Annotated in this window: 6 protein-coding genes; 5 read left to right on the forward strand and 1 reads right to left on the reverse strand. The window is 44.2% G+C overall.

What is annotated here, in order from left to right; all coding sequences use genetic code 11:
- Both ASL11_RS23455 and ASL11_RS23460 read left to right on the forward strand, forming a co-directional pair.
- On the forward strand, positions 1-2,047 hold a 2,047-nt coding region (locus ASL11_RS23455; RefSeq protein ID WP_200962476.1), incomplete at its 5' end, for an Ig-like domain-containing protein.
- Positions 2,048-2,270: 223 nt separating this feature from the next.
- The gene (locus ASL11_RS23460; protein ID WP_056620395.1) at positions 2,271-4,016 is read left to right on the forward strand and encodes a cadherin-like beta sandwich domain-containing protein; all 1,746 of its coding nucleotides are present in this window, start codon (positions 2,271-2,273) and stop codon (positions 4,014-4,016) included.
- 131 nt (positions 4,017-4,147) lie between these two features.
- Here ASL11_RS23460 and ASL11_RS23465 read toward each other — a convergent pair whose 3' ends face one another.
- Positions 4,148-6,169 carry an S-layer homology domain-containing protein gene (locus ASL11_RS23465; protein WP_056620397.1) on the reverse strand — a complete coding sequence of 674 codons (2,022 nt, stop codon included), beginning with the start codon at positions 6,167-6,169 and terminating at the stop codon, positions 4,148-4,150.
- A gap of 530 nt (positions 6,170-6,699) precedes the next feature.
- On the opposite strand from ASL11_RS23465, the gene ASL11_RS23470 reads away from it, so the two are divergent.
- The 3 genes from ASL11_RS23470 (at position 6,700) to ASL11_RS23480 (ending at position 16,633) form a co-directional block, all read left to right on the forward strand.
- Positions 6,700-7,842, forward strand: coding sequence for a golvesin C-terminal-like domain-containing protein (locus ASL11_RS23470; protein WP_056620400.1), 1,143 nt, complete (start codon positions 6,700-6,702; stop codon positions 7,840-7,842).
- Positions 7,843-8,199: 357 nt separating this feature from the next.
- Complete coding sequence (locus tag ASL11_RS23475; protein ID WP_056620402.1) at positions 8,200-14,406, forward strand: golvesin C-terminal-like domain-containing protein; 6,207 nt, start codon at positions 8,200-8,202, stop codon at positions 14,404-14,406.
- Between the two features lie 46 nt (positions 14,407-14,452).
- Positions 14,453-16,633 (forward strand): S-layer homology domain-containing protein, encoded by a 2,181-nt coding sequence (locus tag ASL11_RS23480; protein ID WP_056620403.1) that lies wholly within the window; start codon positions 14,453-14,455, stop codon positions 16,631-16,633.
- The last annotated feature ends 64 nt before the right edge of the window (positions 16,634-16,697 follow it).

A 16,697-nucleotide genomic window follows, 5' to 3' on the forward strand; every position in this document is an offset into this window, starting at 1 on the left:
TTCTAGCATTGACGTGAGTAGCGAAGACAATGTAACAAGCATTCCCAATGGAGATACACTCCAGATGAGTGCGAAAGTGTTACCAGGAAATGCAACGAATGATTCCATAATATGGAGTGTGCAAGCAGGCACAGGAACAGCAACGATCAGTTCGTCTGGTTTATTGACAGGAACAACCGTAGGTACGGTGACGGTCAAAGCTACCGCCAAAGATGGTTCGAACATTGTTGGTAGCAAGAGCATCACGATTGCAGCGATCCCAGTTGCAAGTATTGTCGTGACAGGCGCAGATGGAGCTGGAAACGTTTCGAACGGAAGTTCATTGCAAATGAGTGCAGCGGTTCAACCTGAGAACGCGACGGACACTTCCGTTACTTGGAGTGTTGAAGCAGGCACAGGAACTGCAACGATCAGTTCGTCTGGTTTATTGACAGGAACAACCGTAGGTACGGTGACGGTCAAAGCTACCGCCAAAGATGGTTCGAATATTGTTGGTAGCAAAAGCATTACGATTGCAGCGGTACCAGTCACAGAGATCATCGTCTCAGGTGCAAATAGTGTGACAAGTATTACATATGGTAGCCCGTTGCAAATGAATGCGACGGTATTACCACAAAATGCAACGAATCAATCCGTAACATGGAGCGTTGAAGCAGGCACAGGAAATGCAGCAATTGACGAGACAACCGGCATACTTAGGGGAACAGCAGTAGGTACTGTCACAGTCAAAGCCACAGCCAAAGATACTTCCGGCATTGTGGGAACGAAGAACATCACGATTGCTGCTTTACTTGTCAATAGTATAGTTGTGACTGGAGCCGACGATGCCACGACGGTAACCAATGGAAACTCTTTGCAGATGAGCGCAGCTGTATGGCCAGAGAATGCATCAAATACCGATGTAGCTTGGAGTGTGGTCGCAAATACAGGTAAAGCGACGATCAACGCAACGGGGTTATTGACTGCTACACAAGTAGGTACAGTTACGGTAATTGCAACAGCAGTGGATGGATCAGGGACTAAAGGAAGTACGACAATCACAATTGCTGCAATTCCTATTAGTCAAATTGAAGTTAAAGGAGCAGGCAACCTAACTTCAGTAGTTGCAGGGAATACGCTGCAAATGATTGCAAATGTACTACCTGAAAACGCGACTAACGCATCAGTAACATGGAGTGTATATGGGAATTCAGGAGCATCAACCATCAGTGATTTAGGTGTGTTATATGCTATTGAACCAGGTATTGTTACGGTTACAGCGACAGCAACTGACGGTTCAGGTATCAAAGGTAGCACAGCTATCTCAATAACGCCGGTACCAGAAGTACCTGTTATGACAATTAGTATCTCTGTAAAAGAAACCTCCAATAGAGATGCGGTAGTTATAGGTGGAACACTACAGTTGGAAGCATCCGTCTTACCTTTGAACGTAACGAATTCTTCAGTGACCTGGCATGTTTATGGGAACGGAAATGGGAATACGGGAAATGCCTTAATTAGTCAAAGTGGCTTGTTAACAGCAACTGGCATTGGGACGGTTACGGTTGAGGCAAGAGCAAATGACGGGTCTGGCATTGTTGGGAAAAAAGTTATCACGATCACGTCAGATGCGCCTCAGATTAAACTAAGCCCAATTTCAACCAAAGTACAAGGTGAAGTAGTTGAATTAAGAGGGATGACTAATCTGAATGGATTGACAATTACAATCCTGGCCCCTAACGACAGTGTTTTAACTAGCTTCAATGATGTATCTGTAACTAATGGTACCTTCTTTGATTCAAGGTTCATTTTGCCTCAAAATGCTGAACCAGGGATGTATACAGTCATCGCTAACAATGGAATAATTTCCACAGAAATGAATTTTGCAGTTATTCCTATTTCTACTTTCGATTTACTGGATCATGATCACGATGGTCGAATTCAAATTGATGATATTGTTACTTTTATTAGTTCCAATAGTCCAACGCGAGATTTCAATCTGGATGGTAGAATCGATCGGAATGATATTACGTTCATACTGAGTCTGATTTCTTCGATGATAGACTAGATTTGGATAAGCCCCGAAAAGGGGCTTATTTTTTTGCGCAAAGATCTATCAATTGTTATAGACAATTAATGGTTTATTTTGACAAACTATTTACTTTATAAATATGGATATGTGATATGATAGTAGGTATAAAGTCGCATATTTGCACCTATTATCTAGTACTGGCTTTATTTTAGAAATAAGTATGTCAGAGAGTTTTACTAGCTTTGGAGGGGAAATAATCATGCGTTCCACGTTAAAAAAAGGAATGGTTATCCTATTTGTATGGATGATGGTATTGGTTGGAACGATCGGGATATTTGGTGGGAGCAGTAATGTAGCCGCGGCGGGTAACGATTGGGTATACTGTGCTGGTGAAGGGGCAGAATGTCACTTTACAGGAGAGAAATTAGTGCGATACGGGGTTAATGCCAATTTTGTATATGCTAGATTCACCGATGGAGTGGCATGTAACACGGGGATTTTTATGCAAGGTGATCCTGCACCAGGGGTAGTTAAACTATGTGAGTATCTGGATGAATTTGCAGGAGGAAACGGAACGCAGCAACAACCTTATGAAATTTCAACTGCTGAGCAACTTGATAAAGTAAGGAATAATTTGCAGCCGGGTCTATATTTTAAACTGAGCAATGATATTAATTTAAATGTTAGTCCATACAACGAGGGGGACGGTTGGCTGCCGATAGGCAGTGATGGCTCAGCTTTTCTAGGAAATATAGACGGCAATGGTCACATAATCAGGGGACTTACCATTAATAGGTCAAGTGTTAGTTTTGTTGGTTTATTTGGTCAACTAGAATCAGGTAGTACGGTTACGAATATGAGATTGGAAAATGTAAATATAACGGGTAATTGGGTTGTTGGTGGTTTGGCTGGACACAATAGGTTCGGCTCCATTAGCAACAGCTATGTTACTGGATCTATAAATGGCAATCATGCTATTGGCGGATTGGTTGGATTTAATGATGGAACGATCACCACTAGCTACGCGGCTGCTAATGTAAATGGAAATTATGAGATTGGCGGTTTGGTTGGGGTAAATATGAATGGAACAATCACTACTAGCTACGCCACAGGGACTGTGAGTGGAACTAATCAAGCAGCTGGGTTGGTGGGTGTGAACAATAGGATTATCACCAACAGCTATTACAACAACGGTTCTACACATCAAGTTGATACAGGGAGAGGCACTGGACTAACGGATAGTGAAATGAGAGTGAGAGCTAACTTTATGGGTTGGGATTTTGCATCAGATTGGTATCAACTTCCGAATGAATATCCTCAACTATGGGCTTTCACTAAGCTGACCAAGGGTACGAACCCCGGAACGGCGAAGTTGTATAATACCGAAAATGGCATGGCGTATGCGATTAATGGTTTGAATTATGTTTCGATAACGGGCACAACGGTCGATAATATTAACGTAAACGTAGAGGATACGATTAGTATCCGTGTTGCAAATGATGTAGGAAGCATTAAAACCATTCTGGTAAAGCTAACAGACATTAATTCACCATCTAGCAATGCCCTGTTGTCTAATCTAACTATAACTCAAGGTACGTTAACACCAGGGTTTGAGTCATCGCAAGTGGACTATGTAGTAGAAGTGCCCAATGAGGTTGTAACACTTCAAATCGTGCTCGCCCCAGCAGATTCCTACCAAACGATTACGATAACGGGTGCAGTATATAACAATATGCTTGCAGATCAAGCTTACACCTATGATGTACCGAATCTAGTTGAAGGAATGAATACGATTCAAATTACGGTAACCGCACAGGATGGCAGCACACAAAATTACCAAGTAATCGTAAATCGTATGCCCATCATGTTGGCAGATTTAAATAATGACGAAGTATGCGATATGGTTGATGTCCTTTTGACAATGCAACAAAGAACTGATTTAAGTAGAGGACAAATTGAACAGTTATTGCAACAGATAGATCCTTATTTTATCGTGTTGAATTAATATAATAGTGCTTTTGTAGGAAGAGACATCCATTGAGGTGTCTCTTTTTCCATGCCAAACCCCCCTAAAATAGTATAGATTAACCTGATAGTTTCTCTATTGTCTATTGTAGGGGGGAGAGGTTTTAGATGTTATGGTTTTATATTAAGCATGCGAACAATGGCTGTAACGGCCTCCGCTCTGGTAGCAAGCATAGATGAGGCGAAGTTATTTCCAGTGGTGCCGCCTAGTAGATTGTTTTTGCTAGAAATGACTGCCGCTGGCTTAGCCCAATCTGGAATGTCGGCATCATCAGCATAGCCTGATGGGATACCTGCCATTAGGGGGAGACCCAGGGCTTTGACGACCATGGAAATCATTTCTGCATGAGTAATGTTGGCTGTCGGTCGGAATGTGCCATCGGGATAGCCGCTGATCAGGCCAAGCTGAACGGCTTGTTTGACTGATTTTACCGCCCAATCTTCTACCAGGTTCGTATCTGTAAAAGTGAGCGGTACACCGTCTGAATTAGGCTTCAGACCATTCATTAACATAACCGTAAACTCAGAACGTGTAATGCTAGCATTCGGCTTGAATGAAAAGTCCGGATAACCGCTCGCAATTTTTCGTTCGTAGGCCGTAGTAATCTCAGGACTTGCCCAATGTCCTTTCGTGTCTGTAAAGGGACTTGTATCTGTGGTTGTAGTCGTTGCAGGGCCTGTTCCTTCTGTGATAGTGACCTTGCTCTGCGTTGTTAAGCCATCTCCGGAAGTTGCCGTAACTGTAACTGCTCCGGGGATGAGTGCACTGACTTGCCCGTTGCTGTCCACGGTTGCAATGTTTGGATTACTGCTTTTCCAAGTTATTTTGAAATTGGATGCATAACTGGGTGAAATCGCCGCGCTGAGTGAGACGCGTTCTCCAGCTTGAAGGTTGAGTGTAGGTTTATTAATTGTTATGGCTGTTACGGGAACTTTGAGCGCGTACATGTACAAAACAAACAGGTCTAATAAGCCTTCGGACTTAATTTCATCTTGATTGGCAAATATGGTGGATACTTCGTAGAGGGTCCCATCGTGTCCAGTAAATAAGGGTAAAATCTCGTTAGTGGCAATCTTGTATTGCCACTGAATGGTACCATCTGGGCTAAGCGCGTAAATCGCTTTATTTGCTGATGAGTTGGTATAGATAAGTCCATTCGGCCCAAGAAGTGGCGGGGTGATCGTACCGCCTGCAGCGAATTGCCATTTTATCGTTCCATTAGGTAACAGTGCGTTGAGCTTTCCATCTTCTGATCCGAAATAAACGGTTCCGTCTTGACCCACAGATGGTGCGTATATGATGCTACCTTGATCGAATTCCCATTGTTTAGTTCCGTTAGGTGAAATGGCATAAAGCTTATGATCATCAGATCCGACATAAATGGTTCCATCTAACCCGGTAGTAGGTGTCGATGTTGCTAGACCGCCCATTGGAAATGTCCATTTCTTCGTCCCATTTGGCTTAATCGCGTAAAGTGAGTTCGTGCCCATTGTTGCATAAATGGTGCCATCTGAGCCAAGAACCAGCTTCGCTTGGGCTTTAACCTCCATATCCAGCCACCAGATTTCTGTGCCATCCACAGGATTTAGAGCATGCAGAATGCCATCTTTTGATGCGACATAAATCGTTCCGTCCGCTCCGAAAATCGGCACAGATGCGACTTGATCGCCTGTAGTGAAAGACCATTTCAATGAACCATCTGCTCGCAATGCTATCAGCTTGCCTGGAGCGTTGGCTCGGCCAGTACCAACATAAATGGTGCCATCTTTATCGATGGCAGGTGATGTTAAGATCTGTTCATTGATTGCAATCCGCCATTTTTTCGTCCCATCAGGTAAATGTGCCGCAATCCCGTTTCCAGCTAGTATAGTAAAAGAGAAATAAATGGTATCGTCGGCAGCAACGGTGGGAGTACCGATATACGATAGTGCGATTGTCGGAGCTTTCCATTTTAATTGTACAAAGCTAGAATTCTGAAAAGTTATGAGGTCCTTAATGTTAGGGTTAAGGTTCGTAATCGGAGAAATCGTCTGCACAGGATCTATCGTGAGTTGAGCTGAAACAGGTAAGGCAGCCGACCCGAAACTCATGAATAATACGAGTATGGCGCTTATGAAACGGACATTCTTCAACAGGACACTCTCCCTTTATTTAACAGATATGAAGTTAATTATTTCATAATTAAACAAAATTGGGTAGATGAGATTTCAGGATCGATACTTTTGCGGATACGGATGGGTTTGGTCACCATTAACACGAGCAAAGTAAGACTCTTTTTCCATGTTTCCGTTTCATTTATTTATGAGAGGTATCCTTTCAGCGGGGATTCGATATTTGTGATATAGCATTGTGAGAATGGTTATCATTTAAACATGGAGGGATTCGGAGTGAATCACGACACGAACCACGACGTGTACTAGAGCTAATCAAGCTTGAAATTATAACTGAAATAACGGGATGGAAACGAACTGCGGAGAAAGCTGCTCATCATACACTCCTTTTCTTTGTTAAGACAAGAGGCCAGCTTCAAATCAATCAGACTGACGTTCAAGTTCATGGCAAAATGTTATGTTTACTGCTCCCAGGCATGCGTGTACAAGCATTAAATTTGATCGGCAATGACAATGGTATGATCTACCAATTGGAATTCGATATGTTTTGAATGGTAGAGCAAACACAAACACGTAAAGTGTATGACCGAGAGCTCGATTTTCCTTTACAAGGCCAAATTCATGATGTGGTGTTAGAGGATAGCTCTGTCTATGATAATTATGCACTGGAGGTCTATGTAGACAGAGCTTATGATATAACCATCCAGCGGAATATGATCTATAAGACGGGAAATCCGATTTATTTCAGAGGTGTCGGCCCTTCCATCGGAATTGCCATAGCAGATGAGCCTTATTTAAGTTATCCAGCAGGACACGATAGGAAAATTATTAATAATTTCCTGTACGGGAACGGTCAGAATTTTGCATATTGGAATACTGGCTTAGCAACAGGCACTTCTTTGAATAATGATCTTATTGCAGGCAATACGTTTATTCATTCAACGAATACGAACATATCGATTACCGGTGGTGCCAACCATGTCAACACAAGGATAGAAAATAATATATTCAAATCAAGTTCGGGTACATTACAAAATGTAGACCAGAAACCAGGATTGGTGTTCTCCAATAACTGTTGGTATAGCGCTGTCACCGGAGTTGCCTCGAATGGGAATGATGTCATTGGGGATCCTCTTCTTGTTGGCGGCACATTCGGACCCAACTATTTCAAGCTGCAGACCCATTCTCCTTGTATAGCTAAGGGCAAGAATAATGTAACGGATGTTTCAGAAGATTATTATAAAAACGCAAGGAACAATCCGCCAAGCATAGGAGGATATGAGCATCCAACAGTTCTAGTCGATAACAGTGATTCGACGAAAGTGACGAAGACAGGAACCTGGACGGCCAGTTCTTTTAGTCCACAGAAGTATGGTACTGACTATCTGCATGACGGCAATGCGGGGAAAGGGGCAATGAGCGTCACGTTCACACCGACCATAGTCAATCCAAATACATATGATGTGTATATGTGGTGGAATGCTGATACGAACAGAGCCAATAACGTACCGGTCACGGTAAACCATGCTGGTGGGACAACCAGTACAACAGTTAATCAGCAGGCAAACGGGGGACAGTGGAACTTCATAGGAAGTTACACCTTCCATGCAGGAACCTTGGGTAATGTTGTGATTAGCAATACGTCAACATCGGGATTCGTAATTGCAGATGCTGTTAAATTTGTCGCACATTAAATAAGGAAAGGGTGAATGAGCGAAAGCTGGTTCACCCTCTTCGTCTCATTATATTGAATTGGAAATATAATGCTGCAGAAGAACAAGAATTGGTACATTTATTGAAAGGTTTGTGTATACCGAAATGGTTTTATCAGGTGATAAAATAAATGAAGAATACGCCTGTCTAACGGCTGGCGGCGTGTATTAGAACCATTTGACAAGGCTGTTTGAAAGCGATTTCAGTCTAATTCACAGGGTTGATTTGATTATAGCTTACAGCAGCAATTATGTTTTATTGAGAGGGGTGATTGATTTTCGAGGCGTTAGAAACGATTAACCGATCCCAATGGGAATTTGAATAAGGAGGCTGTATAAATGAGCAAGTCTACATTGAAAGTCATATCAGGGTTTATGATCTTTATATTCGTTGTAAATGCGGTGTTATTCAGCGGTGCCAGGCCTGCAAAGGCAGAGGTAACGCCACGTGTAAGCGTGTATTACGTTGATGCTACGCTTGGAAATGACGCAAATGATGGTTTGAAAACGGAAACACCTTGGCGGACACTGGATCGGGTGAATAGTCAAATTCTGACCCCTGGTGATAAGGTTCTGTTCAAAAGAGGAGAGGCTTGGTTGGGCACGGCATTAAAACCCTCAAGCTCTGGTACGAGTTCAAACCATATCGTTTTTGACGCATACGGTGCTTCTTCACTTCCAAAACCGAAAATTTCTGGTGCAACGCCAGTAACGGTATGGCTGGGGCCCAATGCAAATGGCGAATATTATACGACACTTCCGGGGTCAGCTGCTTCCCAAATGATACTTTTAGAAAATGGCAGACGATTAAAAGGTAAAATGCAGGACTCCCTCCTACCAGGCCCTGTGAAAGGAGCTCTCGTTAACGGATCATGGGCGCTAGATGTAGCAAATCATTATATTTACTATAAACCGTCAAAGGGGATACCCAACCAGAATATAACGGAAATTGTGTCAGGAACAGCAAGAGCATTTGATTCCAATTCCCAAAGTTATGTGGAGGTAAACAATCTCGAACTAACTGGAGGCATGGAGGAAGTAACCTATATCTCCCCTGGCAGTACGAATGTGATTGTAAAAGGAAACGATATCCATGCCGCAGATGGTGCGGGTGTTAGGGTAAACGGATCCTCTGCGATCACGATAAGTTACAACAATGTATATGATATCAATGCAAGAGGTATCTGGATTGAAAGCGGTTCCAGTGGAAGCGCTGTATCGTATAATAAAGTTAGTGCCATCGGCAAGTTAAGCTCGGATGATGGGGAACTGACAGGAATTGAGGTTGGAGGGACCAATACCGTTTCAAAGCCTTCGATGAATACCATTGAATACAATACAGTGACCGACATTGGCAGGGACTTCTATAAAGGGAAGAACGGAACCAACGCCAGAGGAAGTATGAAGAGCACGGGGATTGTGGTTAATTCCTCCAGTTCAAATATCATCAGATATAATAAACTATCCAGTATTTGGCGGACGGGGATACAGCTTAAGACTGATTATGGCGATGCTGCTTCCAATCAGATCCATGAGAATTTGATTTTTGACACGGGGAAAACGTATACGCTTGATGCAGGAAGCCATGGTATTCTGCTGGAGAACAAAAACGGCAGTATTGGTGGATCGAAAATTATGAATAATACGATTGCCAATTCCAAGTTTACGAGCAGTACGGGGAAAGAAGCTGCGCTTGGACTCAAGGTAGTTGGTGGTGTCACGGTCGATAATTTACAGGTGAAAAATAATATCTTTGCATTAAATTCGGCAGACTATGCGGTTTCAGTCGATCTAGACAGCGGGGCTGCGCTGACCAACTACGTGTCAGATTACAATCTTATGTACCAGACTTCGGGTAATGCAATCTATTGGAAGCAAAACGGAGCTTCCCATGCCTATGATTTCGGGCATATTGTCGGTAATGCTGCGGGGTATTATTCTTTTGACAAGTCGCAAGAAAGTCATTCTATAGCCAGTGATCCCCAATTTGTTTCGGTGGAGAAATCGGATTTTCATTTGCTTGCCACGTCCCCAGCTGTGAATGCAGGGATCGATGTGGGTTTGAATAAAGATTTGGATAGTCTTCCAATACCGAATAACGGTGGATTTGACATGGGGAGCTACGAAAGTGCATGGAGCAAGGTAGACACGACGGCAGCCATTGTACCCGGAAGTGCGCTTGACCTATCAGGTATGAACGTTGGCCCAGCAGGTCAATACGGCTTTATCCAGATGGATGCGGAGGGAGACCTGCACTTTGAAGGGAAGCCGGAAGAAACTGTTCGCTTCTTCGGACCGAATGTCAATTGGAACATGTCTTTTCCAACGCCTGCTGAAGCCGTAATTATTGCGGACAGACTGGCAGGAATGGGATATAACATTGTAAGAATCCATGGACAGGATTCCATGGAAACGTGGGCACCGGGTATGTTCAAGACACCAACTTCAGGGGCAGTTGAGCTTGATATGGAGAAGGTCAAACTGCTAGACAATTTTATTAATGAATTGAAGAAGAGGGGCATTTATCTACAGCTTGACGTTTTTCATTTGTATGATTTTAGAAACGTGCCTGGGCTTGGCAACTATGCGGAAGGACAGAGCTCCAAGTATCTTCTTCCGTTTTTTCCGCAAGCTTACGATATGTGGAAGCAGGCAGTCGACTTGTGGTTATCCCATGTGAATGAAAAAACAGGACTGGCGCTTAAGGACGATCCTGCTGTGATTGGCATAAGCCCATGGAATGAGCAGCTTTTGACGAACCTAGTTCCGACCAAACCGGATTTTAAAAAGTTCTTACTGGATGACTTTAATGCCTTCCTGCAATCGAAGGGCCAATTGCCTATAGCCAGTTATCCGGCATCCTTTTGGAACACCTTCGGCCCGATCAAGGGCTATATGATGGACTATTATACGGGTAAAACATTAGCGGTCTACAACAATATGAAGGACCATCTCAAAAATACGCTCGGCGTGAAGGCTGTTATTGGCGGTATGAATCATATTATGAATCCGATGGTGGATTATTGGAGAAGCGAGACGTCTGATATTCAAGAGACGCATCTGTACTATCAGCCGTTATTTAGCGGGTACCAATACGATCCATCGTCAATGAGGAGATTAAGTAAAGCATTTGACGTAATTGATGGCAGTTTTGAAAACTACTATCCAGCATTATCTTTGAAACAGCTATATGCCAAGCCAGTCTTTCTAACCGAATATCAGGACAACTATCCGATGAAGGGCAGAGATGAAACGGATATATTCACTGGAGCCGTCGGCGCCTATCAGGGCTGGGACATGCTGAACAGGTTTGACTTTGGATATAACCCTGCACATGCTATCGACAATCTTGGGATAGGGGAATTAGGGAGTTTCGAGATCCTCGGCGATCCTTTGCAAATCATGTCTGAATATGCAGGAACGCTGTTATTCCGAAATGGCTTCATTGAAAAAGCAGATCCGCGATTTATATTCGTAAGAGATAAAACATATAGCACCACGGATGAGAAGGGCGCACAGCCGCAAATTGGGCTTGAGAACCTCTATTATATTTCTCATTTATATAATACACAGACGGTTTATGCCGACAAACCAGGAGAACCGCTTACCATCTATAAGGTTACCCCTGATCTGACGCCAGCCCAGATCGCAAGCGGGAATATTCCGGCGCAAAATAAGTTGAACATCACGTCCTCGATGACGTTGAAAGAAGCAGCTCAGGTTTTCATCCGCTCACTTAGCAATGAAGATGCGGATATTAAGAATAGGCAGCTTGCCTATTTAGAGCAGGATAAGCTAATTTCCGATACTGGTGAGTTGGTTTTTGACATCGGAACGGATGTATACACCGTGAATACACCGTATTTAGTCGCAGCTGCGGGAACGCTCAACAATCACAATTTTACGTTTGATAAAGCGTCAGCCTCCTTCCAAGGCAGTGTGGACAAGGGCACGTTTATGGCATCATCGCTTGAAAGTAAACATTTAGATCAGAGCAGCAGAATTTTAATTACGCATACGACAGACGCGGCAAGTACGGGGGAAAGCCTTGTCCAATTAACGAATGGAGAAGTGCAGTTCAGCAAAGGGAGCAGACCCACATTAACCAAATATGGTACAGCCGAATTCGGTATGACAACAACGCTGGATCCAACGCAATTCAAGGCTTACAAGTTGGCGACGAACGGCGCAAGACTGGAAGAAATGCCTGTCCAGGTAAACGGTCAGCATATCTCGATTAATCTGGATACGGCGAAAGGATTTGCTTTCGAGTTGGTTGCGTATCCAATTAACCTTCCGATTGTTGTACCTCCAACAACGCCGCCTCCGGTTGTTCCGCCTGCACCTGTGAAACCGGCAACGGAGATCACCATCGATAATGGAAGTGCGGAACTTACGGGAACCTGGAGCACAGCCTCGATCAATGCCAACAAGTATGGCGCGGATTATGCCATTGTGGCCGGAGGCGGAGCAGGTGCCAATAAGATGAGATGGAGGCCGAATATTCAGGCATCCGGCGAATATGAGGCGTACTACTGGCTGCCTGATGGCAATAACAGTATGGCGAAAAACGTTGCGTTTACGGTTTATAATGGCTTGGCGAGTAAAGCCATAACGGTAGACGAGAGTAAACCTGGTGGACAGTGGGTTTCGCTTGGCACGTATGCATTTACGCGCGGCACCACAGGGTATGTTGAAATTTCTGACAACGTGACAGGCAACATCGTTGGTGACGCTGTCAAGTTCGTCATGCGAAGCATGATCATGGATGATAGCGATGCGCTGGCTACAGGGAAATGGACACAATCCAGCTTTAACCCCAACTATTATTCGACTAGTTATATGAATGCCACGAACGGAGCTGGAGCTAACAAATTAACCTGGAGACCGTATATACCGGTAAGCGGCAATTACGACGTCTACTACTGGCTCCCTGACGGCAGCAGCAACAGAGCGAATGCGGCACCTTTTACGATTAATTACAGTGGTGACAACCAAGTGTTCTATGTCGATCAAACTGTCCCAGGGGGCAAGTGGGTTGTATTCGGCAGCTTCTTCTTTGATGAAGGGACGAGCGGCTATGTGGAGCTTAATGATAACGCAAGCGGTTATGTGATTGGCGACGCCATCAAATTTGCTCTTCCTAACAGCACACCGCCCGTGACACCAGAGATACCGACGACTCCAGCTGTCACCGAACCAGTAGAAATTATCGTGGACAATGTGAATGCGATATCTACAGGAACAGGAACATGGAACCTTGGAACAGCGCAACCTAACAAATACGGTGCCAATTATAGTACCATTGCGGGGGATGGCACTGGCACACATAAATTTAAATGGACACCAACGATCACTACGGAAGGCGATTATGACGTGTATTACTGGCTTCCAGATGGCACCAGCAATCGTCCGAGTGCAGCCCAATATACGGTTTTCTATAGTGGAGGCAGCAAGCTGTACAACGTTGATCAAAGGGTTGTTCCAGGCGGCAACTGGATATTGCTGGGCAAGCATCACTTTGTTCCAGGTGCTTCAGGGTATGTGGAGTTAACCGATAAAGGGAGCTACGGCAATATCATCGCCGATGCGATCCGATTCTATTTACCGGCAACCCCGCAAGGAGACATGCAGCCGCCTTCATGGCCAGCAGGAAGCAGTATAACCGTCAGCAATGCTACCTACAATAGCGCTACTTTAAACTGGCTGCCTGCGACCGATCTTGTTGGTGTAACCAATTATAAAATCTATCAAGATGGGGCCTTGCTGCAAACCGTCGGAGGAAATGTATATCAACTTGATGTAACGGGTCTTTCAACGAACACATCCTACAAATTTAAGGTTACAGCTGGAGACGCAGCTGGCAATTGGTCAACGGAGAGCTTGAGCACAACAACGAAGTTGAATGTGAGTGCAGCGAATTCGCTGTATACCTCTTTTGACAATAAAGCCAAGATAATGGAAGCAGGGGAAGAAACATCAGTAAGTTTGATGTCATCGGCCGCTGTGTGGGGCGGGAACTTCAGCATCTCCTACGATAATAACTTGCTTGAAGTTGGGACAGCTGACATTATGCTGAGCAGTCAGTTGGTTAATCTTGGCGTAACGGCGTCGGTCTATACCAAAGTGTATAGTTCGAGCGGTGTTATTTCCATTCAATTTCACTTGAATGAACAGATTAACCCGCAGCCTGGCATCTCCGTCGAACTCCTGAAAATTAAATTTAAAGGAAAACAAGCAGCAGGCAAGGTGCCATTTAAAGTTCGCAAGGAAAGTTTGATATCGAATAAAGACGGCAGCTTTACCTTCGCTCAAAATGATTATCAAGACAACATGATAGTGGCCAATTCCAATATTGACGGCGTTGCTATGATGAACGAACAAGCCTATGAAAAGGTGCTAAGCTATATCGCCAATCATTCGAGACTAACTACCAGCGATAACAATTTTGACCCAAGACTAGACATGAACATGGACGGAAAGATCGACATCGTGGATATGGTCTATGTGTATAAAAGACTCATCTTACTGAGAAGTCAACAGTAAAGTGTACAGAAACAGAATACAATCACAAAAAAAGGGAGGTAGCACTGTGCGGAAATTAATTGCAATGCTTCTAGTGCTGATGGTTCTATTAGGCACTGCAGCTGGTATGGATACACATAAAGTCCATGCACTGAGTAATACATCAATTGTAGCGACGACCGACAAAGCCAGCTATTACGTAGGCGATACCGTAAAAGTAATGATAACGGGACAGAATATTCTCGACCTGAATGGGGTCGGTTTTACGCTGAATTATGATGCAAGCCTGTTAAATTTGCAGGGAAGTGGTATTGTACTGTCCCCTTCGTACGAATCCTTTGGAGGAGCGATTGTAGATACAACCAATGGTGCGTTGACCTATGACATATTAAATAAAGCCCCTGTTTCATATACAAAAACCGAACCCATAGGTCAGATCAATTTTAAAGTGTTGAAGAGCGGAATAGGGACAATACGATTAAGTGGAATTATAGCGGTAGATAGTAATCTGTTACAGGTTCAGTCCAGTACACAGACTCAGACTGCCTTTAGTGTCGATGTTCAACTGCCAGCGCCAACCATGTCAGCGAATATTACGACGCCGACCAACACGGATGTAACCGTAACAATAAGCTATCCGTCTGAGGCAGTGGTGAAAGAATACAAAGTGGGCGACAGCGGTGCATGGACAACATACACCGCCCCAGTAAGCGTTTCCGATAATGCCACCGTGTACGCAAGAGGAACGGATGCAGCGGGTAAGGCATCCAATGTAACCAGCATTACGGTAAGTAACATCTATAAGATTGCTCCTGTAACTTCCGCAATTTTAAGTCCAGCTGTGCCTAACGGAGAGAACGGTTGGTATAAGACAGATGTATTGGTAAGTCTAACCGCTGTCGCCAATGAAGCTGGAGGTGTTGTCACGACTGAATATCAGGTGAATGACGGTGCTTGGATTACCTACACCGGTTCCATTCCTGCTTTCGGAGATGGGACGCATAAGCTCGGTTACCGCAGTAAGGATCAAGCTGGCAATGAAGAGGCTCTCAAAACGGTGGAGTTCAAAGTTGACAAGAAGGCACCGACACAATCTTCCCCGTCGAATCCAACTTCAAACACACCACCAACAACCCCGAAACCGACGACAATTCAGATTGTAAAACAAAATGATTTGCCTGCTGCCGTTAAGGGGAAGATAACTATCCAAATGGAAGAAGGCAAGAATACGATCCTGCTGCCAAGCCGTCTTACTGACCTGATTGGAGTGAACAGCCTTCAAATCGTGCAGAAAGATTTTACAATTGAAATCCCCAAGGAAGCACTCAAAAATATGCAGGGAGCTCTCGCTGGCAAGCAAGTTGACGGTGCGCAACTTAGCTTCTCGGCAATCATTGCCTCCCAAGATGGGGTAACCAAGCTCGTTAATGACGCAATAAACGGTTCTACTCGTATCGTCACGGCAAGTCAAGTGTATGATTTTAGCTTACATGTTGTAACAACAGATGGAACACGTATACCTATCACTACGTTTGAGGAGCCGTTGGTGCTTTCATTTCAAGTGAATCCGAATGCGGATTCTCATCTTTTAGGCATGTATTATATTGCGTCTGACGGAACGATTCAATATATGGGTGGCACATTGGTAAATGGTAGCATGACCGCTAAACTAACCCATTTCAGTCCATATGCCGTGCTGGTCTATGACAAAACATTCTCAGATGTAGCTTCCTCCTTATGGTCTAGCCGTGTTATTAAGGAAATGGCAGCCAAACATATCATTGAAGGTGTCACAGATACGGAGTTCAACCCTGGGGGTAATGTGACACGGGCACAATTTGCAGCTTTGCTTGCAAGAGCTTTAGGTTTGAAGGCGGTTGGAAGTGCACACTTTAAGGATGTAAATCCGGGTGATTGGCATGAACAGGTGATTGCAGCCGTTAGTGAAGCGGGTATCGTACTTGGACGTAGCTCAGATACATTTGCACCCGACGACGCCATCACGCGTGAAGAAATGGCCGTAATGGCCGTTCGCGCTTATGAACATGTGAAGGGTGAACAAGTTACGTTGTCGAACACCAACTCGTTTAGTGATCAAGCTCAAGTTCACGAGTGGGCACAGAACGCAGTGCGTGCTGCACAAGAAGTTGGTTTGATTCAAGGGCGCAGCAGCAATCAATTCGCGCCGCAAGCGCTAATGACGCGTGCGGAAAGCGCGCAAGTGATTGCCAATCTATTGAACGATTAGTCGAATTATAGACGCATAATTGGCGCTATTGCACCAAATCTATGCAAGCTCTATAATTGGAGGA

This window comes from Paenibacillus sp. Soil750 (assembly GCF_001428045.1).
In the GTDB taxonomy this organism is placed as follows: domain Bacteria; phylum Bacillota; class Bacilli; order Paenibacillales; family NBRC-103111; genus Paenibacillus_E; species Paenibacillus_E allorhizoplanae.

Excerpts from the sequence above, each read along its gene's own strand:
- ASL11_RS23460 (WP_056620395.1), top strand. The coding sequence starts at position 2,271 with ATGCGTTCCACGTTAAAAAAAGGAATGGTTATCCTATTTGTATGGATG.
- ASL11_RS23470 (WP_056620400.1), top strand. The coding sequence starts at position 6,700 with ATGGTAGAGCAAACACAAACACGTAAAGTGTATGACCGAGAGCTCGAT.
- ASL11_RS23475 (WP_056620402.1), top strand. The coding sequence starts at position 8,200 with ATGAGCAAGTCTACATTGAAAGTCATATCAGGGTTTATGATCTTTATA.